Origin of the sequence: Kitasatospora sp. NPDC085895 (assembly GCF_040702125.1) — a bacterium.
Classification (GTDB): domain Bacteria; phylum Actinomycetota; class Actinomycetes; order Streptomycetales; family Streptomycetaceae; genus Kitasatospora; species Kitasatospora arboriphila.
Map to the genome: position 1 here is coordinate 24,961 of NZ_JBFBJY010000025.1, position 24,148 is coordinate 49,108.

The 24,148-nt window shown below is 73.6% G+C and carries 22 protein-coding genes; 12 read left to right on the forward strand and 10 right to left on the reverse strand.

Annotated features, from left to right (window positions below):
- Positions 1 to 65: 65 nt before the first annotated feature.
- Positions 66 to 1,505: an MFS transporter gene (locus AB0442_RS17985; RefSeq protein WP_366163879.1), complete on the forward strand. Its 1,440-nt coding sequence runs from the start codon at positions 66 to 68 to the stop codon at positions 1,503 to 1,505.
- Positions 1,502 to 2,074, forward strand: coding sequence for a TetR family transcriptional regulator (locus tag AB0442_RS17990; protein WP_363549158.1), 573 nt, complete (start codon positions 1,502 to 1,504; stop codon positions 2,072 to 2,074). Before AB0442_RS17985 ends, AB0442_RS17990 begins: the two co-directional genes overlap by 4 nt.
- A gap of 263 nt (positions 2,075 to 2,337) precedes the next feature.
- On the opposite strand, the gene AB0442_RS17995 is transcribed toward AB0442_RS17990, so the two are convergent.
- Positions 2,338 to 3,087 carry a helix-turn-helix domain-containing protein gene (locus AB0442_RS17995; protein ID WP_366163881.1) on the reverse strand — a complete coding sequence of 250 codons (750 nt, stop codon included), beginning with the start codon at positions 3,085 to 3,087 and terminating at the stop codon, positions 2,338 to 2,340.
- A gap of 126 nt (positions 3,088 to 3,213) precedes the next feature.
- Between AB0442_RS17995 and AB0442_RS18000 the strand changes: the two genes are divergently transcribed.
- From AB0442_RS18000 to AB0442_RS18015, 4 genes are all read left to right on the forward strand, one after another.
- A complete protein-coding gene (locus AB0442_RS18000; RefSeq protein WP_366163883.1) occupies positions 3,214 to 3,804 on the forward strand; it encodes a DUF2231 domain-containing protein in 591 nt (196 codons plus the stop codon).
- A 173-nt stretch (positions 3,805 to 3,977) separates the two neighbouring features.
- Positions 3,978 to 4,694 (forward strand): GTP cyclohydrolase I FolE, encoded by a 717-nt coding sequence (gene folE / locus AB0442_RS18005; RefSeq protein WP_366163884.1) that lies wholly within the window; start codon positions 3,978 to 3,980, stop codon positions 4,692 to 4,694.
- Between the two features lie 60 nt (positions 4,695 to 4,754).
- A complete protein-coding gene (locus AB0442_RS18010) occupies positions 4,755 to 5,429 on the forward strand; it encodes a helix-turn-helix domain-containing protein (protein ID WP_366163886.1) in 675 nt (224 codons plus the stop codon).
- 32 nt (positions 5,430 to 5,461) lie between these two features.
- A complete protein-coding gene (locus tag AB0442_RS18015) occupies positions 5,462 to 5,962 on the forward strand; it encodes a DUF3291 domain-containing protein (RefSeq protein WP_363549146.1) in 501 nt (166 codons plus the stop codon).
- An 833-nt stretch (positions 5,963 to 6,795) separates the two neighbouring features.
- Here the strand turns inward: AB0442_RS18015 and AB0442_RS18020 are convergent.
- Positions 6,796 to 7,803, reverse strand: a complete 1,008-nt coding sequence (locus AB0442_RS18020) for a hemopexin repeat-containing protein (RefSeq protein WP_366163888.1) — start codon at positions 7,801 to 7,803, stop codon at positions 6,796 to 6,798.
- Between the two features lie 319 nt (positions 7,804 to 8,122).
- On the opposite strand from AB0442_RS18020, the gene AB0442_RS18025 reads away from it, so the two are divergent.
- Positions 8,123 to 9,043 (forward strand): phosphatidylinositol-specific phospholipase C, encoded by a 921-nt coding sequence (locus AB0442_RS18025; protein ID WP_366163890.1) that lies wholly within the window; start codon positions 8,123 to 8,125, stop codon positions 9,041 to 9,043.
- Positions 9,044 to 9,161: 118 nt separating this feature from the next.
- Here the strand turns inward: AB0442_RS18025 and AB0442_RS18030 are convergent, their stop codons facing one another.
- Positions 9,162 to 10,271 carry an acyltransferase gene (locus AB0442_RS18030; protein ID WP_366163892.1) on the reverse strand — a complete coding sequence of 370 codons (1,110 nt, stop codon included), beginning with the start codon at positions 10,269 to 10,271 and terminating at the stop codon, positions 9,162 to 9,164.
- Between the two features lie 924 nt (positions 10,272 to 11,195).
- Here AB0442_RS18030 and AB0442_RS18035 point away from each other — a divergent pair.
- From AB0442_RS18035 to AB0442_RS18050, 4 genes are all read left to right on the forward strand, one after another.
- Positions 11,196 to 12,716 (forward strand): alpha/beta hydrolase, encoded by a 1,521-nt coding sequence (locus AB0442_RS18035; RefSeq protein WP_366163894.1) that lies wholly within the window; start codon positions 11,196 to 11,198, stop codon positions 12,714 to 12,716.
- Positions 12,717 to 13,020: 304 nt separating this feature from the next.
- Positions 13,021 to 13,986 carry a DMT family transporter gene (locus AB0442_RS18040; protein ID WP_366163896.1) on the forward strand — a complete coding sequence of 322 codons (966 nt, stop codon included), beginning with the start codon at positions 13,021 to 13,023 and terminating at the stop codon, positions 13,984 to 13,986.
- Between the two features lie 96 nt (positions 13,987 to 14,082).
- Entirely contained in the window at positions 14,083 to 14,553 is a 471-nt protein-coding gene (locus AB0442_RS18045; RefSeq protein WP_366163898.1) for a GNAT family N-acetyltransferase, read from the forward strand.
- A 191-nt stretch (positions 14,554 to 14,744) separates the two neighbouring features.
- Positions 14,745 to 15,989: an MFS transporter gene (locus tag AB0442_RS18050; RefSeq protein WP_366163899.1), complete on the forward strand. Its 1,245-nt coding sequence runs from the start codon at positions 14,745 to 14,747 to the stop codon at positions 15,987 to 15,989.
- A 136-nt stretch (positions 15,990 to 16,125) separates the two neighbouring features.
- On the opposite strand, the gene AB0442_RS18055 is transcribed toward AB0442_RS18050, so the two are convergent.
- The 6 genes from AB0442_RS18055 to AB0442_RS18080 form a co-directional block, all read right to left on the reverse strand.
- Positions 16,126 to 16,680, reverse strand: a complete 555-nt coding sequence (locus AB0442_RS18055) for a DinB family protein (RefSeq protein ID WP_366163901.1) — start codon at positions 16,678 to 16,680, stop codon at positions 16,126 to 16,128.
- A 205-nt stretch (positions 16,681 to 16,885) separates the two neighbouring features.
- Positions 16,886 to 17,389: a DUF1877 family protein gene (locus AB0442_RS18060; protein WP_366163902.1), complete on the reverse strand. Its 504-nt coding sequence runs from the start codon at positions 17,387 to 17,389 to the stop codon at positions 16,886 to 16,888.
- Positions 17,390 to 17,505: 116 nt separating this feature from the next.
- A complete protein-coding gene (gene bla / locus AB0442_RS18065) occupies positions 17,506 to 18,351 on the reverse strand; it encodes a class A beta-lactamase (protein ID WP_366163964.1) in 846 nt (281 codons plus the stop codon).
- Positions 18,352 to 18,747: 396 nt separating this feature from the next.
- Positions 18,748 to 19,233, reverse strand: a complete 486-nt coding sequence (locus AB0442_RS18070; RefSeq protein ID WP_366163904.1) for an NUDIX domain-containing protein — start codon at positions 19,231 to 19,233, stop codon at positions 18,748 to 18,750.
- Positions 19,203 to 20,180: an aminoglycoside phosphotransferase family protein gene (locus AB0442_RS18075; protein ID WP_366163905.1), complete on the reverse strand. Its 978-nt coding sequence runs from the start codon at positions 20,178 to 20,180 to the stop codon at positions 19,203 to 19,205. The genes AB0442_RS18070 and AB0442_RS18075 overlap by 31 nt, the downstream gene beginning before the upstream one ends.
- Positions 20,177 to 20,686 (reverse strand): NUDIX domain-containing protein, encoded by a 510-nt coding sequence (locus AB0442_RS18080; RefSeq protein ID WP_366163906.1) that lies wholly within the window; start codon positions 20,684 to 20,686, stop codon positions 20,177 to 20,179. Before AB0442_RS18080 ends, AB0442_RS18075 begins: the two co-directional genes overlap by 4 nt.
- A 1,282-nt stretch (positions 20,687 to 21,968) precedes the next feature.
- On the opposite strand from AB0442_RS18080, the gene AB0442_RS18085 reads away from it, so the two are divergent.
- On the forward strand, positions 21,969 to 23,675 hold the full coding sequence (locus AB0442_RS18085) for a ricin-type beta-trefoil lectin domain protein (RefSeq protein ID WP_366163907.1): 1,707 nt from the start codon (positions 21,969 to 21,971) through the stop codon (positions 23,673 to 23,675).
- 58 nt (positions 23,676 to 23,733) lie between these two features.
- On the opposite strand, the gene AB0442_RS18090 is transcribed toward AB0442_RS18085, so the two are convergent.
- Entirely contained in the window at positions 23,734 to 24,099 is a 366-nt protein-coding gene (locus tag AB0442_RS18090; RefSeq protein WP_366163908.1) for a hypothetical protein, read from the reverse strand.
- Positions 24,100 to 24,148: the final 49 nt, after the last annotated feature.

Here is a 24,148-nt window from a genome sequence, read left to right on the forward strand (position 1 = left end):
GGAGAGGCGGACCGGCCATGCGGGCGAGCGCGGAGACGGGCGCGGGGGGACGGCAACGGGCACTCGTGCCGGTCCTGGTCTTCCTCGGCACGGTGGTGGCCGTGATCAGCAGCCTCGGGGCACCGATGGTCCCGACGATCGCCGCCGTCGACCACGTCTCCCTCGCGGACGCCCAGTGGTCGCTCACCGTCACCATGCTGGTCGGCGCGGTGGCCACCCCCGTCATGGGACGGCTCGGCGACGGCCCGCACCGCCGCACCGTGATGCTGGCCGCCGCCGCGACCGTCCTCGCCGGCAGCGTGCTCGCCGCCCTCCCCCTGGGATTCCCCGCACTGATGGCCGGCCGCGCCCTGCAGGGCGTCGGACTGGGCCTCACCCCGCTGGCCATCGCCACCGCCCGCGACAGCGTGCCCGGCGAACGCTCCCGCTCCGCCCTCGCCGTCCTCTCCCTCACCACGGTCGCCGGCGTCGGCCTCGGCTACCCCCTCACCGGACTGATCGCCCAGTCCCTCGGCGTCCACGCCGCCTTCTGGTTCGGCGCCGCCATCAGCGCCGCCGCGCTCACCGCCGGCATCCTCGTCCTGCCGCCGACCACCCACCGCCCCGCCCGGCCGCTCGACCTGCTCGGTGCCTGCCTGCTCGGCACCGGCCTCGGCGGACTGCTCCTCGCCCTCAGCGAGGGCGAAGTCCTCGGCTGGACCTCCCCGGCCCTGCTCGCCCTCGCGGCCGCCTCCGCCCTCCTGCTCCTGTGGTGGGTCCGGCACGAACTGCGCACCCCGCACCCGCTCGTCGACCTCCGCTCGCTGCGCAACCCGGTGGTGCTCACCGCCGACGTGGCCGGCCTGGTCGCCGGCATCGGGATGTACCTGCTGATGTCCCTGGTGACCCGGTTCGTCCAGACGCCCGCCTCCGCGGGGTACGGCTTCGGCGCCACCGTCACCGTCGCCGGACTCGCACTGCTGCCGTTCTCCGCGGCCAGCATCCTGACCAGCCGGATCGCATCCCGCCTCGCCCGGCGCACCGGCACCGCGGCGATCCTGCCGATCGGCTGCGCGGTCTCCCTGCTCGCCACCCTGGCCTTCCTGTCCGGCCGCGACCGGCTGTGGGAGCCGTTCGCCGTCATGGGCCTCGCCGGGCTGGGCGTAGGCCTGACCTTCGCCGTCATGCCCGGACTGATCGTCGGCGCCGTCCCCGCCCACGAGACCGGCAGCGCCATCAGCTTCAACCAGGTGCTCCGCTACGTCGGCTACTCCACCGGCAGCGCCCTCAGCGGCGCGGTGCTCCAGGCCCACACGCCCGTCGGGCACGCCCTGCCCACGGGCGACGCCTACACGGCCGCCGCGCTGATCGGCTGCGCGGTCTGGGCGGTGGTCGGGGCGGCTACCATCGTCCTGCCGCGGCGCGGGGCCACGGCGGCCACCGGGAACGGACTGCGCATCACCGTCCGGGCGGCGGGCGGCGAGGCCGAGGGCGAGGGCGCCCGGGAGGAGGGAGCACCCGCGTGAGCGAGGCGAGTGCGGGGGAGCGGCGCCGGGACGCGGCGCGCAGCCGGGAGCTGCTGCTGCGGGCGGCCATCGAACTCTTCGCCGAGCGCGGCTTCGACCGCACCACCATCCGCGAGATCGGCGAACGGGCCGGCGTCGACCCGGCGCTGATCGCCCGTTACTACGGGGGCAAGACCCAGCTGTACCTGGCCACCGTGCAGGCCGAGCACGGCGACGCCACACCGGCCGACCTGCTCGACGAGGAACGCCTCGCCGGACTGCTCGACCGCTTCGAGCAGCGCGGCCCCGGGCCCGCCTTCCAGACCGTCGTCCTGCCCTCCGACGACTCCGCCGTCCAGGACGCCGTCCGGGCCCACCTGCACCGCCGGCTGGTGGACCCGCTGCGCGAACGCCTCGAACGCGAGGGCCTGGACCGCCCGCAGCTGCGCGCCGAGCTCGCCGTCGCGGCCTTCACCGGCGTGGTCCTCGCCCGCAGCGGCGGCGGCATGCCCGAACTCGCCGCCGCCGACCCGGCCGAGGTCCGCGCCCTCCTGCACGACCTCCTCGCCGCCACCGCAGGCACGGCCTGAGGCGTGTCCCCAAGGGCGCTCGGGTGGCCACACCGGGGGCGCGTGGGGGTACTTCCCGGCCGCCGGGCCGGGGGAGAGCCGCGCGATGCGGCGGCGGGCAGCCGTGCGGACAGGGGTGAGCCGGATGCGCCAGGAACGCCACTCCCGGGCCGAGCGGCTCGCCCCCGGCCTCCGGCCGGGAAGTGCTCCCGCGCGCCCCTGACATCTACCGTCCGGGCGCCCGTCGAAGGCAACTGCCGGGCGTTCCTCCGGGGCCGGCCGTCTCAGCGGTCGGCGCCGGGCGCGGGGGGAGCGGGCTGCAGGCGGACGCAGCACTCCCCGGGAACGGGGTCGAGGACGGCTTCGACGCCCGGGACCTCCAGGCCCCGGAGGTAGCCGTCGAGGAAGGCGTGGTTCATGCCGCACACCAGCTCCGGCGCCTTGGCGGCGAGCGGGTGGAACGGACAGTTGCGCAGCCGGACCTCGGTCGGCGACTCCCGGACGGGCTCGTACCCGTAGGTCTCCAGCATCTGCTCGCACATCGTCAGCCCGCGTTCCACCCCGAGCCGCCCGGGACGCCCGGACTCGCGCTCCTCCTCGCCGAGCCGGCGGCCGCGGCCGGCCGCCACGTCCACGGCGGCCCGGGCCGCGCTGCCGCCGCCGCTCTGGGCCAGGACGGCGTCCAGGAGCAGGTCGGCCAGCAACTCGTGGCGACGGTCGGGGATCGAGACGGTGATCTGGGCGTCGGTCGGCTCGTAGACCTTGGGCTGGCGGCCCACCTTGCGGACGGCCCCGGGCGCGCCGTAGCGGGCCTGCAGCAGACCGGCGTCGACGAGCTTGTCGAGGTGGAAGGCGGCGAGCTTGCGGGAGATGCCCACGCTCGCGGCCGCCTCGTCCCGGGTCACCGGCCGGCCGGCGCGTCGGACGAAGGCGAACATCCGCCGACGCGACTCCTCGCCGAGCACGCTCACCGACCGGATGCGGTCGGCCGGCTCCTGCGGTGCCGTGCCCCGGTCGCTCTCGTCACTGGTCACCTGTTCACGATAACTCCCACGCACGGCGACACGCCCCCGTTGGTGGAGCTGTGGCCTGCCCGTCTTGACGGGCGACCCGAATAAGGACAACACTTGTTGGTGAAAAGGCGGAGAAAGGGGCCCGGCATGACCAGCGAGCAGCAGACCCGGGCGAAGCAGTCGGGAGAAGCGGCGCGGCCGGGTGAAGCGACGCGGCCGGCGGAGGCGAAGCGGCCGGTCGGTGCGGTGGTGGCAGGCCCCCACGGCCACCCGTTCCACCCGATGCTGGTCACCGTCCCGATCGGGGCGTGGGTGGCCGCCCTGGTCTTCGACACCGCCTCGCACCTGGTGGACGACCCCGCCTTCCTGGCGCGGGGAGCGATGTGGCTGATCGCGGTGGGCGTGCTCGGTGCGCTGGCCGCGGCACTGGTCGGGTTCCTCGACCTGCTCACCATCCCGCGCGGCACCCCGGCGATGCGCACGGCGCTCGTGCACATGTCGCTCAACCTCCTGGTGACCTGCGCGTACGCCGCCGGCTTCCTCTGGCGGCACGCCGACGGCGCCACCGGCAGCGTCGGAGCGGGGAAGCTCGCGCTGTCGGCGGTGAGCCTCGCCGTGCTCGGCGTCTCCGGGTACCTCGGCGGCGAGCCCGCCCACCGCTACGGCGTCCGGGTCGCCGACGGGGCCGCCCGGGCGGAGGGCTGCACCCTCACTCGGACCGGCCCCGACCGCACCTGATCGCCCCTCGGCCGAATCCCGGCCTCGCCCGCCGGCCGCCCCTCGAACCGTCCCTTCCGGAGGGTCCCCCGTGGACATCGCAGCTCTCGTCACCCGGCCGATCGAAGCGCCGACCGGCCCCGTCGGGGCCGCCGGCCGGAACGCGCCCGTTCTCGACACCACCGGCCGCTGACATGAGCAGCCACCCCGCTCCCGACCTCTCCGCGGTGATCGCCATGTACGACTTCTCGACACCCGAGTCCACCACCACGTACGACTTCCCGACCCGTGCGTCGGCTCCTGCACCGGTCCCGGCGCCGGCCGCGGTGCCGCTGCACGTCGTCCACGACGGCGACGGCGTCGACCTCGCCGCGGCGGAGGACGCCGCCGCCCGGTTCCTGCACGCCCTGGGCATCTCCACCGACTCGGAGAGCCTGCGCGGCACACCGGGCCGCATGGCCCGCGCCTACGCCGAGATGTTCAGCCCCCGGCCGTTCGACCTGACCACCTTCCCCAACGACGAGGGCTACGACGAACTCGTCCTCGCGCGCTCGATCCCGCTGCGCTCGGTCTGCGAACACCACCTGCTGCCGTTCGTGGGCACCGCGCACGTCGGCTACCTGCCGGGCCGGCGGATCCTGGGCCTGTCGAAACTCGCCCGGGTCGTCGAGCACTTCGCCTGCCGCCCGCAGGTCCAGGAACGCCTGACCAAGCAGGTCGCCGACTGGCTGCAGGACCGACTCGCCCCGAAGGGCGTCGGGGTGGTCATCGAGGCGGAGCACACCTGCATGACCCTGCGCGGCGTCCAGGCCGGCGGCTCCAGGACCCTCACCTCCACCCTGCTGGGAACCCTGCGGGAGGACGCGCGCTCCCGCGCCGAGTTCCTGATGCTCACCGGTCTGTCCCGGTGACCCCGCGGAGGTAGCGGCCGCCTTTCTATCTCCTACCTGCATTGTTCCTAGAATGGCCGGATGGAGGACATCGACGCGATCGCCGTGCTGCAGGATCCGGTGCGGCGCCGCCTGTACGAGTACGTGGCCGCCCAGGGGCGCGAGGTCGGCCGCAACGAGGCCGCCGAGGCGACGGGAGTGGCGCGCACGCTCGCCGCGCACCACCTGGACAGACTGGCCGAGGCCGGGCTGCTGGAGACCGGCATGCGCCGGCTGACGGGACGTTCCGGGCCGGGCGCCGGCCGCCCCGCCAAGGTCTACACGAGGGCGAAGGCCGAACGGTCGGTGTCACTGCCGGCCCGCGACTACCGCACCGCCGCCGAACTGCTCGCCGAGGCGGCCGAACAGGCCGGTCTGGACGCCGGGCTGTGCGAGGCGGCGCGCCGGCGGGGCGAGGCGCTGCGCGGTTCGGCCGCACCCTGCGGGGGCCTCGACGAGGCCGTGGCGGTGCTGGCGGCCCGCGGCTACGAGCCGCACGCGGAGGGCGGCGGCGAGGGAGCCGCGGCGCGCGTCGTCCGGATGCGCAACTGCCCCTTCCACGCGGTGGCGGAGCGCTTCCCACCGTTGGTGTGCGGCATGAACCTCGCCCTGCTGGAGGGGTTGCTCGGCGCCGACGGACCCGTCCGCGCCCGTATGGACGCCAGGCCGGGGGAGTGCTGCGTGGTGGTCGAGGATTCTAAAAACAATGATGATTGACATAGAGAGAGCGACCGTGCTGGGATGACACCATGACCGCATCCACGCGCGCCGCCCACCTCGCCCAACTCAACCTCGCCACGCTCCGGTACCCCCTCGAAGACCCCCGCATCGCGCCGTTCGTCGAGATGTTCGACCCGGTCAACACGGCCGCGGACGCGGCGCCCGGCTTCGTGTGGCGGCTCGTGGGGGACGGCGAGACCAACGCCGCCGCCCTGCGTCCGGCAGGCGAGGACGTCATCGTCAACCTGTCGGTGTGGGAGAGCCAGGAGGCGCTGTGGGACTTCACCTACCGCAGCGGGCACCTGGAGGTCATGCGGCGGCGCCGCGACTGGTTCGAACGGCACGTCGAGGCGCACCTGGTCCTCTGGTGGGTGCCCGCCGGCCACCTGCCGCCGGTCGGTGAGGCCCTGGAACGGCTGGCGGAGCTCCGGGCGAACGGTCCGTCCCCGCGCGCCTTCACCTTCGCCTCGTCCTTCACCGCGGAGGAGGCCGCCCGGCACCTCCCGCCCGTGCCGACGGCGCGGGCCTGACGTGCCGATCGGCGGCAACCGCCTGCCTGCCTGACCGCCTGCCTGCCGGGCGTGGTCGCCGGAGGTTCCGGCAGGTCCGCGGCGCCCGCCGTCGGCGGGGCGTGTCCGGTCGGTCGTGGATGCCGAAGGCCAGGACGGTGGCCCAGTCGTCGGTGACCGGCAGCAGGTTGCGCCACTGGATGCTGCCCGTGTGCGGGCCGCCGACGTCGTCGGAGCATCGGACGGGCCCCGGGTGCGCCTCGATCAGGTCGCAGACACGATCGGCGAGTTCGCCCGTCCGCCGGAGCCGGGCGGGCGTGCGCAGGCCGGGATCCGAGTACCGCCGGGCGGGCTGCATGAACCCGTCGGTCACCTGACGGCGGAGAACCTCCCGCCGGGCCTGCGGTGACTCGAACGGCTCGACCGGCGTCCCCACCCGGTATCCACCGGGCCCCGCGTCGTACACGGCCTGAGCGAGACGCCTCATCGGGTCGGGACCGGGTGCCGTCCCGGTGACGGGGAGGACGTGGCACAGCTCCACGGACGCCACGTGGTTGCAGTCGTCGAGCAGGTCCTCGAGCGGTTCGGCCGCGGCCGAGACCGCCGCCGGGGCGTCGAACGGGTTCAGCATGGGCGTCCGGATCCTCCGTGCCGCTCTGCGCGTCGGCCTCAGTGTGTCAGCCCGGCGGAACGTCCTGCCGCGGGATCCGGGAGGCAAGGGGCCCGCGGGTTCGCCTCCCGGTGGTCTCGGCAGCGGCCGGGGGTCGAAGACCTGGGTCCCCGGCCGCTCCGGGCACCCGCAGGTGACGCCGACCCTGCGCGATCGGCGCTCGCCCGGCACGGTCGGGTCCAGGTCAGCGCACCCGGACGTACTGGTCGCCCTTGAAGAAGTACAGGTCGCCGGTGCCGCCGGGGACCCGGCAGGCGTCGTCGAGCCCCTTGGCGAAGACGCCGTCGATGCCCCAGAGCGACGCCAGGCTCTTGGGTCCGGAGGTGATCTTCTCGTCGCGGGTGCGGTAGAGCACGTACTGGTCGCCCTTGAACAGGTACAGGCTGGTCGGCTCGCCGGGAACGCTGCAGGCCGCGGAGACGCCGGTGGCGAAGGCGGTGCCCTTGAGGCCGGACCAGCCTTCCGCGAGGCTCTTGGGTCCGGAGGTGATCTTCTCGTCACCGGTGCGGTAGCGCAGGTACTGGTCGCCCTTGAACAGGTAGACGTCGGTGGTGTTGTCCGGGACGAGCGAGGCCGCGTCGATGCCGCTGGCGAAGGCGGTGCCCTTGAGGCCGGACCAGCCGTCCCCGAGGCTCCTGGGCCCCGAGGCGATCTTCTCCTCGGCGACCTTGTAGCGCAGGTACTGGTCGCCCTTGAAGAGGTACAGGTCGGTGGCGTTGTCCGGTACGCCGCACACGGCGTCGATGCCGGAGGCGAAGGCGGTGCCCTTCAGGGCCGGCCAGCCGTTCGACAGCGACTTGGTCTGGAGGGTCGCAGGGGCGGAGGACGTCGTGCCGGCCGCCGTCGCCCCGTTGACCTCGCGCGTGAGCGTCGAGCTCCAGGGGCACCAGAAGCAGCCGGGCAGGAAGGCGCCGCAGGCCTCGTCGAGGTGGTCCTCGACGTACGCGGGGCTGGCGTCGCACACCTCGATGGCCATCTCGAAGAAGCTGATGGTGGTCGGGTCCATGTGGTAGCTCCAGCCCGGGTTGTAGGAGGCCGGCCGCTTGACGAGCCGCCCCGTCACATGGACCTTGTCCTTCTGCTCGCCGCGGAGGATCTTGCGTGCCTCCTCGATCTTCGCGTCCTCGGTCAGCTTGAAGACGAACTCCTGCGAAGTGGGAAAGCACTGGAACGCGAAGTAGGCCTCAGCCATCGGATGCCCCTCTCAGTCATTTGTGCACGCACGGTTGGGTGCGGCGCACCGCCCAACGACGCGCGCGCGGCGCGGTTACGCAGGCTCGGGCATCCGGGGCAGGGTGTGGTCGACCGCGTGCCGGCGGTGTGCACCACCACCGTGGACCTCGTGGACCTCGTGGACCTCGTGGTCGAGGAGGCGCGGCGCGCCCGGAGGGGACGCCGCACACCCGGCGGCCGTCCGGCGGGTTGCGTCGCGGGTCTGGCCGGAAGGTCGGACCGCCGCCAATAATGGGCATGCCCATGACCTGTCGGACCGTCACCAGGAGGTTGACCCCTTGTCCCTGTCCGGTACTCCGATCACCAGACGCACCTTCGCCCGCTCCGCGTTCGCCGCCACCCTCGCCGGCGCCGGGCTCGGGCTCGGTGCGCCGCGGGCCTCCGCCGCCCGGGCCGCGGCCGTCCCCGGCGGAGCCGACTGGCTCGGCGCCCTCGGCCCCGACGCGGTGCTGTCCCGGCTCACCCTGCCCGGGACCCACGACACCTGCGCCCTGTACGGCGGGGCGCTGGTGCAGACGCAGACCCTCGGAGTCCCGGACCAACTGGCCGCGGGCGTGAGGTTCCTGGACATCCGGTGCCGGGCGATCGACGGAGTCTTCGCGATCCACCACTCGCAGTTCTTCCAGAAGATCTTCTTCGGTGACGTGCTCAACCAGGTCGGCGCCTTCCTCGCCGCCCACCCCGGCGAGACCGTGGTGATGCGGGTCAAGCAGGAGTACTCCAGCGTCTCCGACGCCGACTTCGGGGCGATCTTCGCCGACTACCAGCGCCGCTGGCCGGGCCTGATGTGGAGTGAGGACCGCATACCGCGGCTCGGCGACGTCCGTGGCCGGATCGTGCTGCTCGCCGACAACGGCGCGCTCCCCGGCATCCGCTGGGGCGGGTCGAGGACCGACATCGAGGACGACTACGACATCGGCACGATCTTCGACTTCTACAACCGCAAGTGGCCCGAGGTCTCCGCGCACCTGGACGCCGCCCGGGCCTCCGGCGACCCGAACCGGCTGTTCCTCACCTTCACCTCCAGCTCCGGCTGGGGCCTGTGGCCGCGCCAGGCGGCCGACGCCGCCGCCTCCAAGCTCCGCGGCTACCTCGGCGGACTCGACCACGCCTCGCGCCCGGTGCTCGGCACCGTCCCGATGGACTTCGTGACCGCGGACTCCGTACGCAGCCTCTACGCACTGAACTTCGGCGGCTGACGGCCGAGGCACCCGCTCCGGCCGCCGCACCCCCGGCGGCCGGGGCGGGCGCCAGCCGCGCGGACGACCCGGCCCGGGGCGGTGTCCACCCCTGGGGTCCGCTCCCCGAACGGTCGGCTCAGCGGTGCCGCGCGCGGCTCGCCCGCGGCCGCCGCGGGTAGGGGAACAGCCGGGGTCTGCGCTTCGCAGCGAGGTCCTCGATCCAGCCGAAGGTCACGATGCACAGGCCGATCAGCGGCCAGGCGAACGCCATCGCCAGCCATTCGCTGTCGAGCAGCCACGGCACGTTCTCGGCGAGCAGCGGCACCCCCCAGGTGAGTCCGATCAGTCCGATGGCCGCGGTGATCGCCAGGTTGTGCCGGAGGTGGACGGTGACGGCGCGTGAGTTCAGCAGGCCGATCCAGCCGCTCCAGCGCCGCAGCGCCTGCGGCCGCTCCTGCCAGTTCGGCGCGGCGTTCAGCAGGATCAGCACGTAGCCGAAGGACCAGACGGCCCGGCCGAGGGTGCTGTCCTCCAGGGTGTTCGGCCCGCCCGTGTCGTTGGTGCCGTTGAGCGTCCACCAGAGCACGGCGGCCATCACGAACGGGGTGATGGACGGCACCAGGAAGCGGGGGATCCGGGCGAGCACGCCCTCCTGGTAGGCCAGCCGAGCAGCCAGCAGGAGCCGTAGATCGCCGGGCCGTCGACGATGCCGTACAGCTCCGGGCGCAGGTCCACCCAGCCCGTTTCGAGGACGCCGCAGAAGAGCATCGGCACCGGGACGACCAACCGCGGCACGCGCCGCAGCAGCGGGAGCACCAGCGGGGAGATCAGCACGAACCACAGGCAGGCGCGCAGGTACCAGAGCGGGTCCGGCGGCGTGCTCGCCCCAGTAGGTGTCCAGCAGCCCGTGCACGCCGGGCAGGTGCTCGGCGTACGGCGGGTCGGCGACCGGCAGGATCCACAGCAGCATCCGGCCCCACCAGCCCGCCACGCCGTGGCCGGAGCCGGCCGCCGTCCAGCCCTGCAGCAGCATGCCCGGTACGGCGATGGCGCCCATCAGCCACAGCGGCGGCAGCAGGCGGCGCAGCCGGCCCCGGATCACCGAGAGGGCGGGCCGGGAGAGCGAGCGGGCCATCAGCGAGCCGGCCAGCGCGAACATGACGCCCATCGACGGGAAGACGATCGGCAGCCACGCCCAGGCGAACATGTGCAGGAAGACGACGCGGACCAGCGCCAGCGCACGCAACAGGTCGAGGTAGCGGTCGCGGCCCGGGCCGGCCGGGCGGCCTCCTGCCGGGGTCCGACACCGGAGCCGGGCGCAGCACCCGAGCCGGAACCAGACGTCGGCGCAGGAACGGGCACGGGAACGGGAGCGGGAGCGGGGGAGCCGGCGGACGGCCCGGTGCCGGGCGGGGAGTACCCGGAGTGGGCAGGCGCGGTCATGGTGGCCTTTCGGGTGGTGGGGAGCAGGACCGGGGCAGGTCGGAACGGCAGGGGGAGCGGGTCAGACGGCGACGGGCGCGTCGACCTCGCCGGTGCGCCGCAGCTTCTGCCAGCGCAGCCGGCCGCCGGTCAGCGCGGTGATCCAGGACTGCAGCATGTCGGACGGAATTACCGGACGGGTCCTCAGGAATACGCGGACGAATGGTGCTCACGTGCGCCTGGCCAAATTTCGAGGTCCCGCGCCGGACCGGTGGCGCCTGACGGCGCCGGCCTTCGGGCGGACGGGTGGGGCGGGCACCTTCCGAGGAGCTCCCGCACCTCGGCGGCCTTGCGGGACGGCCTGTCGCCCATGATGCCCACCCCGTGCTCGGCGGTCGTACGCTACGCGCGCTGGATGATGGAAAACTGAACGACCAGTCCGGTATGTCAGATCACGTCTCGATCGTCATCAGACGTGATCGGCTTTTTGGAACCCTTTTACCATTGATCTGATGGGGTCTCGTCAGAATTCTCCCTCAAGGGCCACCGGCGGATATTCCGCGAATTCCACCGAACGAATTCCTGACACCGGGTCAGGGTGCCCGGGCGGCCACCTCGGGGCCGCACATGGGCGCACCGCCGACCCCGGGGTGGGGCGAGCCCCCGGATGCGGGTGAAGCCCGCACCAGGCCGGATCCGGGTGCCGACAGGATCGCCCCGCCGATCCCGGCCGCGAAGACTGCTCGGCATGCGAATCGCCCACGCCACGGCCGCGACGGCCGCCGCCGCACTCCTCACCCTCCTCGGCACCGCCCCGCCCGCGACCGCCGCCACCCGGCCCGCCCCGCCCGCGACCGCCGTCACCCGGCCGGCCGCCCCGATCGCCTGGGGCAGCTGCCCCGACAGCACGGCCGACACCCGCCAGCAGTGCGCCACCCTCGTCGTCCCGCTCGACCACGCCGATCCCGCCGGCCCGCAGCTGGACCTCGCCGTCTCCCGGATCACCGCCGCCCGCCCCGACCAGCGCCGCGGCGCCCTGCTCATCGTCCCCGGCGGACCCGGCAACCCCGGACTCAACGGCCCCACCAACGCCGTCCGCCGACTGCCCCGGTCCGTCCTCGACCGCTACGACCTCATCGGCTTCGACCCCCGCGGCGTCGGCCGCAGCAGCCCCGTCGACTGCGGGCTCGCCCACGAAGACCTGTCGATGACCACCCTGCTGCCCTGGCCCGCACCCGACGGCTCCGTCACCGGCAACCTCGCCGCCGCCCGCCGGATCGCCGACGCCTGCACCCGCAACGGCGGCCCCGTGCTCCGCAGCATCAGCACCCGCAACGAGGCCCGCGACATGGACCGCATCCGCCAGGCCCTCGGCGAACGCCGGATCTCCGCCTGGGGCGTCTCCTACGGCACCTACGCCGGCGCCGTGTACGCCACCATGTACCCCGACCGCACCGACCGGATCGTCCTCGACAGCAACGACGACCCCGACCCGCGCCGCGTCGAACGCGGTTGGCTCGCCGCCTACGCCACCGGCGCGGAGGACCGCTTCCCGGACTTCGCCGCCTGGGCCTCCGCCCCCGCCGCCGGAGACCAGCGGATCGCCGACACCCCGCAGCAGGTACGCGACCTGTTCCTGCGGCTCGCCGGCCGCCTCGACACCGCCCCGCTGCCCTGGCCCGGCGCCAATCCCGCCCGACTCGACGGCAACGCCCTGCGTGCGGCCATGCTCGACACCCTCTACGACGACGCCCGCTTCCCCCGGCTCGCCCGCCTGATGCTCGCCGCCGACGGCCGCGCCGAGCTGCCCCCGGCCGCCACCCCGCCCGACGCCGCGATGCAGAACACCGTCGCAGCCTCCGCCGCCACCATGTGCAACGACGTCCGCTGGCCCCGCTCCGCCGACGGCTACGCCCGCGCCGTCACCGCCGACCGCACCGCGCACCCGTTGACCGCCGGCATGCCGGTCAACGTCATGCCCTGCGCCTTCTGGCCCACCGACCCGGCCGAACCGCCGACCCGGATCACGCCCGACGGGCCGTCGAACATCCTCATGGTGCAGAACCTCCGCGACCCCGCCACGCCCTACGCCGGCGCCCTGCGCCTGCGCGCCGCACTCGGCGACCGGGCCCGCCTGGTGAGCGTCGACTCCGGCGGCCACGACGCCTACGCCGCGCACGGCAACGCCTGCGGCGACCAGCTGGTGACCCGCTTCCTCGTCGACGGCCGACGCCCCGCACACGACACCCTCTGCCCGGCCGAGCACTGAGCCCACATCCGTCCCGCCCCGGCGTCCCCGCCCCTCGGTGTCCCGGCGCCGGTGCCCCCGCCGTTGCTGCCCACGGTGGCGCCGGGGCGGTCGGTGCGGGTCCGGCCGGACCGGCCCGTGCATGGAGCGGGCCGATCCCGGGCAGGCGCCGCCCTGCGAGGCACTCCCGGCCCGTGCCGTTCCGGGCCTCCTGACCGGCCGGGCACGAACGGCAGGAGCCGCAGGGCCGGCCCGTTCCGTCCCGACGGCAGCGGACACCGACGAACACCGCCGAGGGAGCAAGGGCTGATCCACCGTGCTGAGTGTGCTGCTGGCAGTACTGGCCGCCTTCGCCAACGGCCTGGCCTCCGTGCTGCAACGCCGCGAGGCACGCACCCGGCCGGCGAGCGAGAGCCTGAACTGGCGCCTGGTCTGGCACCTGCTGCACCGGCCGGTCTGGTTCGGCGGGGTCACCGCGGTCACGTTCGGATTCCTGCTCCAGGCCGAGGCCCTCGCCAACGGCAAGCTCTCGGTGGTCGAGTCCCTGCTCGTCCTCGACCTGCCCGCCACGCTCCTGCTGTCCTCGCTCCTCCTGCACAGCCGGATGCGGTGGCGCGAGTGGGGCGCCGTGGCGGCGATGGCCGGCGGCCTGGCCGGGCTGCTGCTCGGTCTGTCGCCGTCCGCCGACTCCGGTACCCGGGCGTCCGGTCCGACCTGGGCCCTGGCCCTGGGGGTCAACGCCCTGCTGATCGCCGCAGGCGTGTGGTGGGCGCTGTCCGCCGACGGCACCCGCAGGGCGGCGATCCTCGGCGTCGCCACCGGCTGCGGCTTCGGGCTGACCGCAGGTCTGATCAAAGGGGCGACCGCCGACGCCTCCGCCGGCATCGGCAGCGTGTTCGCGGCGTGGCAGCTGTACGCGATGCTCGCCGTCGGCGCCGGATCCATGTTCCTGCTGCAGTCGGCGGTGCATGCCGGAAGCCTGCTCGCCGTACAGCCCGGGCTGTCGCTGGGCGACCCGGTGGTCTCCGTCCTGTGGGGGACCCTGGTGTTCGGCGAGAAGGTGCGCAGCGGGCTGCCCCTGGTCCTGGCGGCCGCTTCCGCCGCCGTGGTCTGCGCCGCCGTCCTTGTGCTGACCCGATCGCCCCTGCTGACCGACGACGCCGAAGGGGCCGAGGAGACCGATCAGGCCGACGACGCCGAGAGGGCCGAGGAGACCGACCGGGCCGAGCACGTCGAGCAGTCCCGCCAGGAGGCCCGGAGCCCGCGGCAGGCAGGCCGTCCTCCCGACTGACCCGGCGGGTGCTGCTTGCCGTCCGTCTCCGGATGACGCGCACCCCGGTGTCCGGGCGGTGCACGGCGTCCACGCCCGGCCTGCCATGATCCCGGAGTGCGACCACACATCACACCCGGCACCATCGCCGACCTCCACCAGGTCCTCGCCGACCACCACCGCTACTGGGGCGAGCGGGACCTCCGGTCCCTCCACCTCGACGCGCTGGTCCACGAGTTCGGCGAGACCTGGCTGGTCGCCCGCGCGGACGACGGCATCCACGGCTACCTCATCGGGTTCACCACCCCCGACGGCACCGGATACGTCCACCTGGTCGCCACCCGGGACGACGCCCGGGGCACCGGCCTCGGCCGCCGGCTGTACGCGGCCTTCGCCGCCATCGCGCACCGACAAGGCGCACGGCAGCTCAAGGCGATCACCTCGCCCGGCAACACCGGCTCGATCGCCTTCCACCGCAGCCTCGGCTTCGACGCCACTTCGGTCGAGGACTACAACGGCCCCGGCCGGGCCCGGGTCGTCTTCCACCGCCCGCTGCCCTTCGAGGCGGCCGTGCCCGGCATGCCCTGAGCGGTCCGCGGTCCCGGCCGGTGAACGGTGCCCCGGCGCCCCCGCTGCCCTCGGAAGGGCGCGGGGCGATCGGTCCCGAGGCGGTCCTGACCCCCGGTAGGGTGCTCCCTCTGAACGGTTCGATCGCGGACCGATCGTTCGGGTCACGGGTACGGGTACGGGTCACTGGTGCGGGGCGAGGGGTGTCGGACGTGCGGAGCGGACACCGGCCGGGGCGGCCGTTCGGGTGGCTCTGGGCAGCGTACGGGACGAGTGCGCTCGGCACGTGGCTCGCCTTCGGGGCCTTCCCGCTGATCGCCGTCCGGGTGCTGCACGCCGGACCGGCCGAGGTCGCCGTGCTCTCCGCCGCGGGCGCCGCGGTCGGGGCGGCCGCGGCCGTGCCGCTCGGCCCCTGGGTGGAGTTCCGCCGCAAACGGCCCGTGCTGATCGCGGCGGACCTGGTGCGGTGCGCCGCACTGCTGACGATCCCCACCGCGTTCGCGCTCGGCGTGCTCACCTTCGTCCAGCTCCTGCTGGTCTCGGTCGTCGTCGCGGCCGCCGACATCACCTTCCGTGCCGCCTCCGGCGCGTACCTGAAGATCCTGCTGCCGGCCGAGGACCTGCTCGTCGCCAACGCCCGGTTCGAGTCCACCGCCTGGACGACCACCATCGTCGGCCCCCCACTGGGCGGCGCCGCGATCGGTCTCCTCGGACCGGTGGCGACAGTGGCGGCCGACGCGGCCAGCTACCTGCTCTCGGCCCTCGGCATCCGCGCCACGGGCGGGACCGAGCCACCGCCCGAACCCCGACCGGCCCAGCGCCTGCGGGCCCGCGACCTGCTCGACGGCTGGCGGTACATCCTCGCCGACCCGACCCTGCGCGCCCTGTTCTTCAACACCGCGCTGTTCAACGGCCTGGTGATGGCCGCGGAGCCACTGCTCGCCGTCCTCATGCTCGGCCGGCTCGACTTCGCAGCCTGGCAGTACGGCCTCGCCTTCGCCGTCCCCTCGATCGGCGGACTGCTCGGTGCGCGCCTGGCCCGACCCCTCGCCGCCGGGTTCGGACAACGACGGGTCCTCGTCACGGCCGGCGCCCTGCGCGCACCGTGGCCCGTGGGCCTCGCCTTCGTCGGACCGGGAACCGCAGGCCTGCTCCTGGTGATGGGCGTCGAACTCGGCCTCATCTTCTGCTGCGCGGTCTTCAACCCCGTCTGCGCCACCTACCGCCTCGAACGGACCCCGACCGACCGGACCACCCGCACGCTGTCCGCCTGGGCGGTGACGACCAAGGCCGCGACGGCCCTCCTCACCGCCGTCTGGGGCGTGCTCGGCGCCCTGCTCGGTCCGCGCACGGCCATCGCCCTGGCCGGCGTGCTCGTGCTGGCGACCCCACTGCTCCTCCCGCGGCGCATCCCTGCCCCGCAGCCCGAGCCGGTACCCGCCGCCAGCGGCGGCTGACGGCCACCACGTGCTGTAGTCGCCCGTCGTCGAGGCAGTCGCAGTCGCGGTGGAGGTCGCAGTGGCAGCCCGCAGGCCCGTGTCCGGCAGTCGGCCACCGACTGCCGGACACGGGCCGCGGGACTGCGGGCGCGGGTCAGCCCATGCTCTTCGAGCCGTCCAGGGACTCGCGGATGATGTCGGCGTGGCCGGCGTGCTGAGCGGTCTCGGCGACCACGTGCAGCAGCACGCGACGGGCCGACCACGCCTCGTCGGCCTGGAACCAGGGGGCCTTCGGCAGCGGCTGGGCGGTGTCCAGGTCCGGGAGCGCGGCGACCAGCTCGTCGGTGCGCCGGGCGACCTCCTCGTAGTCGGCGAGCACGCCGGCGAGGGTGTCGCCGGGCAGCATCCGGAACTCGTCGGCGCGGCGGGCGAAGTCGGCCTCGGTCATCGCGGTGAAGTCGGGCATCGCCGACGGACCCTCCACGATGAAGGCCGCCCAGGTCCGCTCCACCGAGGCGACGTGCTTGACCAGGCCGCCCAGACACAGCTCACTGGCCGTGGTCCGCTGTCCGGCCTGCTCGTCGGTGAGGTCGCGGGTGGTGAAGCGCAGGAAGTGCCGCTGCTTGGCCAGCGCCACCAGCAGGTCGGCACGCTCCCCGGTGGGGGTGGGCGCAGTGGTGGGCTCGTCGATCGTCCGGGTCTCGTTCAAGGTGTCCGCCTTACGGTGAGTACGTGCTCCGTCGGTCAGGAACTACGTTATGAGGCATTGAGGTCAGATCCCGACCTGAATTGCCGCGAGATCCGAAGACACGTCGAATCTTCTCTCCGGGCTTCTGCTGTGCGGCGGTTGGCGTGCTTGCTGCCCCGTCCGCCGCCCGAATCCTCTGGCCGGGGGAGCGGTCGGGGCCGGACGGTCAGCCGAGGCGGACCAGCAGGGCGTGCCGGTAGCGGGCGGCCGTGCGGACGAACGCCGCCAACTCCAAGTAGTGCCCGGCCACCACCTCCAGCGCGTCCTCCCGCTGCCACAGACCGGCCGGGTGCACGTGCGCCTGCGCCAGATCGTCGGTAGCGACACCTTCCGTCAGGACGTGGGGCGGGAGTTCGGCGAGGGAGTCGGCGGCGAGCCGGACGCGTTCCGGGACCAGCAACCGCGGCGGCCCGTAGCCGGGTGCGGCCGTGTCCGGTACCTCCGCTGCGTCGTGGAGCAGGTCCACCGGAAAGCCCCGACGGTCGAGCAGGAAGGCGAGTGCGTGCCAGGCCGTGCCGACCCCGTGGCACCGCCGGTCCGCCACGGACAACTGCCGCTCCGCCTCCGCCTCGGCGAGTTCCTCCGCCAACTCCCGTGCCCAGCCGGGCTCCCGCACCGCGCGGTCCGACTGAGCCGGTGTCAGGCGCGTGTACCGTCCGACGATGCTCATGACCGGATCGTAGCCGCGGCCCCGGTCCGCCCTGACCTGCCCGGCCTGGCCTGGCCTGGCCAGGCCTGCTCCCGGCCCGCCCCCGTCCGGGCCGGGAGCAGGCCGGTGCAGGGCCGTCAGCCGAGTGCCGGCACGACCAGGGCGGTCGCGCGGGCGATCAGGGCTTCGTCGGCGGTGGCGTCCGCGCGGGTCGTGGTGGACAACACGGACAGGACCAGGGGCGTCCCGTCCGGCGTCCAGGCGATCCCGACGTCGTTGGTGGCTCCGTAGTCTCCGGTGCCGGTCTTGTCCGCGAGTGCCCAGCCCGAGGGGAGGCCGGCGCGCAGGCGGCCGGCGCCGGTGGTGTTGGCGAGCATCCACTCCGTCAGCCGGCGGCGGTCCCGCGGGGCGAGAGCGGTGCCGAGGAGGAGATCGGTGAGAGTCCGCGCGATGGCCGCCGGACTCGTGGTGTCGCTGACGCGCCCCGGCTCGGCGGAGTTCAGGGCGGGCTCCCAGCGGTCCAGGCGCGTCACCCGGTCGCCGAGGGACCTGCAGAACCGGGTGATCGCCGTGGGCCCGCCCAGCTCGCGGAGCAGGAGGTTGTCGGCGGCGTTGTCGCTGTGGTCGAGCGCCGCGGCGCACAGTTCGGCCACCGTCATGCCGGAGGCCAGATGTTCGGGCGTGCCCGTGATCGGCGCGTACCCGGAGGCGGTGACGTCCTCGGCGGTGTAGTGGATGCGTCGGGCGAGGAACTCCCCGTCCCGGTCGCGGTCACGCAGCACCGCGGCCGCCGTCACGATCTTGTGTACGGAACAGATCGGGAACAACTCCTCTGCGCGGTGCCGGACCTGCGCACCTGTGACCGTGTTCCGCGCGAACACACCCAACCGGGCGCCGTGCTCGCGCTCGAGATCGGCGAGCGCCCGGGTGACCCCGCCGCCGCGCTGCGACACCCTGTCCTCCGCACGGGCCGTCCCGCCCATCGGCACCGCGAGGGCCAGGACCGCCCCCGCACCCGCACCCAGCACCGCTCGCCGGCCCGTGTGCTTCCCACTCGTCGTCACAACCGTGTCCCTTCCGACTGAAGTCCGTCATTGACAGGGACACTCCTGATCCCCGTTCAGTTCGTCGTACCCGATCAGTTCCTTCCTCCGATCGCGGGCCGCTACGCTCTGCTCGCCTCCGGCCGCAGAGGTGACCGGCCGGTGCGCGGTCCGGTAGGCGTACGGGACGGTGGGCGTACGGGACGGTGCTGCCGGGGAAGACGGCGACGCCCTCCTCCTCGACGGGCTGCCCGCCGGCGATGGCCTGCAGCCGGGCGTCGGCGTCGTCAGGCAACCGGGGTGCGGGCGGCCGCCGGTGCCGGCCCGCGGTGCTGCTCACGCGCCGACCAGGGTGCGCGGATCGAAGGCCCCGCCGTCGTAGCCGTACGTGGAGAAGCCGCGCCCGCCGGACAGGTGGTGGGTGAGGGCGGCGTGCGAGGTCGGGAACATCGGCAGCGGCAGCGCGTCGGCCGGAGACCAGACGACGGCGAGGTGCTTGTCCGGCTCGGCGTTCACCAGTTCGCCGCGCCAGGCCGTGGCGAGGAACACCGACAGCAGGAACGGGCCCTTGCCGTCCCAGCCGGCGCTGACCTGGACGGTGTGGACGAGGGCCAGGTCCTCGGGCTCGACGATCAGCCCGGTCTCCTCCCGCAGTTCGCGGGCGGCGGCCCCGTCCAGGAGTTCACCGACCTCGACCTTGCCGCCGGGGATCGTCCATGCCGGTGCCGTGCTCCAGCTGTTCGCGGCGTAGTGGACGGTCACGACCAGGTTCCGGGCCCGGTCGTGGGCGATCACGGCCACCGCTTGGCGAAGGCTCTCCACGGTGCTACCTCCAGGGATGTTCGACGGACAGGGGGCTTCGGACGGCAGGCCCGGGACGGCGCAGCTGGTCCAGAACGGTGCGGGCGCAGCCCAGGATCTCCTCGTCGTGGTGGTGGTCGCGGGCCCAGCGCAAGGCGGCGGGGCAGTCGATCGCCGCCCAGGCCCGGCACGCCGCCCACTCCTCGGGCGTCAGCCCGCGCCCGTAGCCGTCGAGGAACGCCGCGCGGAGATCGGGACGCCGCGCGGAGATCGGGACGTCGCGGAGTCAGCTGGAACACGACCCGCATCAGGTCCCGGCGCACCGGCTCCTTGACCTGGCTGCGCTCGAAGTCGACGACACCGACGGTGAGGCGGCCGCCGTCCTCGCGGTGGACGAGCCAGTTCCGCGGGCCGAAGTCGCCGTGGCAGGCGGCGGGGGAGGTGTGCGGGGGCTCGACGCGGGTGGCCTCGGCCAGGACCTCGATGTCCTCGGCGGGGAGCCGGGCCTCGCGGGCTCGGTCGAGCGCCCGCTCGCGCTCGCGGCCCCACGGCAGCCGCTCGCCGACCACGCCCCCGATGGCAGGGTGGGCGTGGATGCGTGCGGCGAGCAGGCCGGCCTGCCGGTACACCTCGCGTTCCTCGGCCGGGCCGAGCGCCGCCTTCACGGCCGGGGTGCCCGGCAGCGCCGTGGTGACGACGAGCCGCGAGCGGGTGTCCTCGGCCAGCAGGACCGGGGCCCGGCCCGGGCCGAGGGCCGGCACGAGGCCGCGGTGGGCAGCGGTCTCGCGCCGGTGCATGAGCTCGTTCTTGAGCTGCTTGGCGAACAGACGGCGACCGTCACCGGTACGGACCTCCCACACCGTCGGCAGACCCGCCCGGTCCCGCGAGTGCGCGCCCAGCACCACGTACGGGCCGGCCGTCTCGTGGAGCAGTCGGTCGGCCGCGTCGGGGAGCGCCGGCCGGATCATGCCGCCCAACCGAGGGTGGAGAGCGGATTGCCACGGGCGATCTCGGTGAGGGCGTGCGCGGTGTAAGGGACGGTGTCGGCCGGCAGCCGGTCGAGCGGCCACCGGCGAAGTTCCGCGCACTTGTGCGGCTCCGCGTTGCGCACCCGGCCGTCGAAGCGCGCGGTGCTGAAGAACAGCTGGAGGCGGCTGCGCCCGTCGTCGGCGTCGAGGTGGTGCAGCGTGTGGACGAGGGCGAGGTCGGCCTCGGCGATGGTGATGCCGAGTTCTTCCTCGGCCTCGCGGGTCATGGAGCGGGTGACGGGTTCGCCCCGCTCCATGTGTCCGGCGGGAAGGTGCCAGAGGCCGTCGGCGTAGGAGGTGTTGCGGCGCCGGCCGAGCAGCACCGTCCCTTCGTCGGCGAGGACGAGGTGGACGCCGACGACCAACGTGGGCGGGCCCGTTCCGGACGGTCGGAGCGCGGGGCCGGCCGGGTCGGCCGGGACGTCGGTGCGGTGGAGGTGGGGCACGGGGTCCTCCGGATGGGTTGGTCGGCTGCTGCGGCGGTACGCGCGGCAGGCGGGAGTGCGGGGTATGGCGGGATCCTGAGACCGGGCGCGTCGGTCGGGGCCCCGTAGTCGATCAACGGGCGGACTCCTCGCTCTCTCGTGCGGGTGCGGCGTGCAGGTCGGTCTCGCCCCCTTGCCGTGGACTCTTCGGAGAGCGGCTCGGCGCGCGGGCGTGCAGGACGAGCGAGTCGGCACGCTCCGAGCCACAAGTGGGGTGACAGAAAGCGGAGTTCAGTGAATCGGTGCAGGCGGACGGCTCGATGATGGTGCTGTTCGAATGGCCCGTTCAAGTGGATTACCTCCGGGCGAGCCCGGGTCGAACAGGTACTTTTCGAGCACCTCTCCGAGTCGGCCCGGGTGTCCTCCGGCCCGGCGTGCGCCGACCCGGGCGAGCGGCGGAACCCAGTACCCAGGCGGGCGAGCGGGCGTTCGAGCGCGGCTGACCGGCCGGCGGGGGAGTGGCTACGGAGTCCTTCGTGGGTGAGGTCGCCCTGTGGTGGGAGGCCGTCGCGAGTTTCACCCGTTCGGATGTGCGCTCGGCTCCGGTCGCCGGCGTGTCGCGGTCGGCATTGCCGAGCACACTCGGTGGGGGGTGATGACGCGGCCGGGCCATCGTCCGGCCTGGCGGGTCGGGGGAGTGCCGGCGCTCCGGGTCTCGCCCGGTCGACCCGTCCCGTGCCCTGCTCGGCGAGTTGCGCCGGCTGACCAGGCGTCGGCCAAACACGGCTCGCTCTCGTGCACTGCTCGGGCTCAAGGAGTCATGAGTTCCCGCTGCCGCGCGGATGCCCTCGCAGAGATGGACGTGGTGCGTGACCTTGACGGCATTGGTTCAGTCCAATAAGTTCACCGCGCAGAAACCAACACAGGCCAACACCCGTGTGGTGTTCATGCCTTGACGCTCGGTCACCGCACTTCAGGAGGGCAGCTGGGGTTTCCCGCCGTTCCTTCCCGGCCGCGTTGGGCGCTACCACCACAGCCGCACCCAGCCCGTCCTCGCCCCTTGCCCGCTCTGCGGCGGCGGGAGTCCTCCTCCCGGTGAAGCCGGCGGACGACTCCGGCCGCGTCGCGGCCTGTGTCCACCTGTCCGGCACCGGCGGATGCGGCCGGTGCGGCAGGGCGCAGGGCCGCGCACCACCTGCTGCGGCAGGTCGCCAGGGGGCTGCGGAGCGACCCAGCACCATCGAACCCGTCTTCGGAGGTCCGACACATGCAAGGGAAATTCGCACAGGCACCACGCCGCGCCATGAAGAGAGCGCTCTCAATCCTTCCCGTCGTTGCGATCACGGTGGCGGCGATCGTCGTCCCGACGGTGAACGTCGCGGCGGTGAAGGCCGAGGCGGCGGTGCCCCCCGCACCGTCGGGCTTCACGCTCACCTGGAGCGACGACTTCAACGGCGCGTCCGGGACCGGCATCGACCAGAGCCTGTGGAAGTACGACACCGGGCCGGGCAGCAACTTCGGCACCGGCGAGATCGAGACCATGACCAGCAGCACGTCGAACGTCTACTACGACGGCCAGGGCCATCTCGTGCTCCAGGCACTGCACTCCGGGTCCGACCCGCGGAGCGGATGGACGTCCGGGCGCGTGGAGACCCAGTCGGCGTCCTTCGGAGCCCCGGCGGGCGGAGTCGTCCGGATCGAGTCCGTCCTCCAGCAGCCCGACGTCAACACCGCCAACGGCGCGGGCTACTGGCCGGCGTTCTGGATGCTCGGCGCGCCGCTGCGCTCCGGCGTGACCTGGCCGAAGTCCGGCGAGATCGACATCATGGAGGACATCAACGGCCGCGGTTCCGTCTTCAGCACCATCCACTGCGGGGTGAACCCGGGCGGCCCGTGCAACGAGTCGACCGGCATCGGCTCGGGCGAGCGCGCCTGTTCGGGCTGTCAGACCGGCTTCCACGACTACGCGGCGGAGATCGACCGTTCGGTGTCGCCGGAGCAGGTCCGGTTCTACCTCGACGGGAACAACTTCTTCACCGTCAACGCCAACCAGGTGGACCCGACGACCTGGGCCGACGCGATCGACCACCCGTTCTTCATCATCTACGACCTGGCGATCGGCGGCGGCTTCCCGGACGCCTTCGGCGGCGGCCCGAACGCGGCCACCGTCTCCGGCGGCAAGCTGGTCATCGACTCGGTCGCCGTCTACAACAAGGGCCCGGGCACCGGCGGCGGCGGTGGTTCGGTGACCGGCCGGACGATCACCGGCCCGGGCGGCAAGTGCGTGGACGTGGCGGGTGACGACACCGGCGGCGACGGCACCGCGGTCCAGCTGTGGGACTGCCAGTCGGGGGCCAAGGACCAGCACTGGACCTGGAACGGCCAGACCCTGCAGACCCTCGGCAAGTGCCTGGACATCGCCGGCGGCAACAGCGCCGCGGGCACGCAGCTGCAGCTCGCCACCTGCAACAGCGGCGGCTACCAGTCGTGGGTGCGGCAGACCGACGGCTCACTGCGGAACCCGACCAGCGGCCGGTGCATCGACTCGCCGTCGGGCGCCACCGCGAACGGCACCCGGCTGCAGATCTGGGACTGCAACGGTTCCGGCGCCCAGAAGTTCGCCATCGGCACCCCGATCTACGGTCCGGGCGGCAAGTGCGTGGACGTGGCGGGCGACGACACCGGCGGCGACGGCACCGCGGTCCAGCTCTGGGACTGCCAGCAGGCGACCTCGCTCGACCAGAAGTGGACCTGGAGCGGCCAGACCCTGCAGACCCTCGGCAAGTGCCTGGACATCGCCGGCGGTGTCAACGCGGCCGGCACCAAGCTCCAGCTGGCCACCTGCAACGGTGGCGGCTACCAGAACTGGGTCCCCAACGCCGACGGCTCGATGTCCAACCCGACCACGGGCCGGTGCATCGACTCGCCGTCGGGCGCCACCGCGAACGGCACCCGGCTGCAGATCTGGGACTGCAACGGATCCGGCGCCCAGAAGTTCTCCCTGGCCTGAGAACGGGCCGGACCTCGGCCGTGCACGGTGAGGGGCCCCACCACGGAGGTGGGACCCCTCACCCCGAGAAGCCGTCACGCTGCCGAGCGGCAAGCAGGCGTGGCCCGTCGACCACGAGCTGCACGGCCTCGGCCGCTGTCAGGCTTCGATGCGCAGCCACGTGTCGCCGGTGCGAAGCCACAGAAGACCCGTCACGACCCTGACCGCAGCGCATGACCACCCGTCCGGGCACGCGAATCCTGCGTCGCTCGGTCACGCTCCACGTATCACCGTCCAACTCGGCTCGCACCACTTCGGTTGACCGCCGGTTGTGATCGCGCTCGGTCAGGACCGCTCGACGGCCGCGCACGGCGAACCCGTCCGGGTCGCGCACCGGGCTCGGCCACGTGGTCACCTCACCGGTCGAGGGGGTGATCCGCGTCAAGAACGTGCCTCCCCGCCGACTGCCGGAATACCGGACCAGCCAGACCCGG

Excerpts from the sequence above, each read along its gene's own strand:
- AB0442_RS18000 (WP_366163883.1), top strand. The coding sequence starts at position 3,214 with ATGACCAGCGAGCAGCAGACCCGGGCGAAGCAGTCGGGAGAAGCGGCG.
- folE (WP_366163884.1), top strand. The coding sequence starts at position 3,978 with ATGAGCAGCCACCCCGCTCCCGACCTCTCCGCGGTGATCGCCATGTAC.
- AB0442_RS18010 (WP_366163886.1), top strand. The coding sequence starts at position 4,755 with ATGGAGGACATCGACGCGATCGCCGTGCTGCAGGATCCGGTGCGGCGC.
- AB0442_RS18015 (WP_363549146.1), top strand. The coding sequence starts at position 5,462 with ATGACCGCATCCACGCGCGCCGCCCACCTCGCCCAACTCAACCTCGCC.
- AB0442_RS18020 (WP_366163888.1), bottom strand. The coding sequence starts at position 7,803 with ATGGCTGAGGCCTACTTCGCGTTCCAGTGCTTTCCCACTTCGCAGGAG.
- AB0442_RS18035 (WP_366163894.1), top strand. The coding sequence starts at position 11,196 with ATGCGAATCGCCCACGCCACGGCCGCGACGGCCGCCGCCGCACTCCTC.
- AB0442_RS18060 (WP_366163902.1), bottom strand. The coding sequence starts at position 17,389 with ATGAGCATCGTCGGACGGTACACGCGCCTGACACCGGCTCAGTCGGAC.
- bla (WP_366163964.1), bottom strand. The coding sequence starts at position 18,351 with ATGGGCGGGACGGCCCGTGCGGAGGACAGGGTGTCGCAGCGCGGCGGC.
- AB0442_RS18075 (WP_366163905.1), bottom strand. The coding sequence starts at position 20,180 with ATGATCCGGCCGGCGCTCCCCGACGCGGCCGACCGACTGCTCCACGAG.
- AB0442_RS18085 (WP_366163907.1), top strand. The coding sequence starts at position 21,969 with ATGAAGAGAGCGCTCTCAATCCTTCCCGTCGTTGCGATCACGGTGGCG.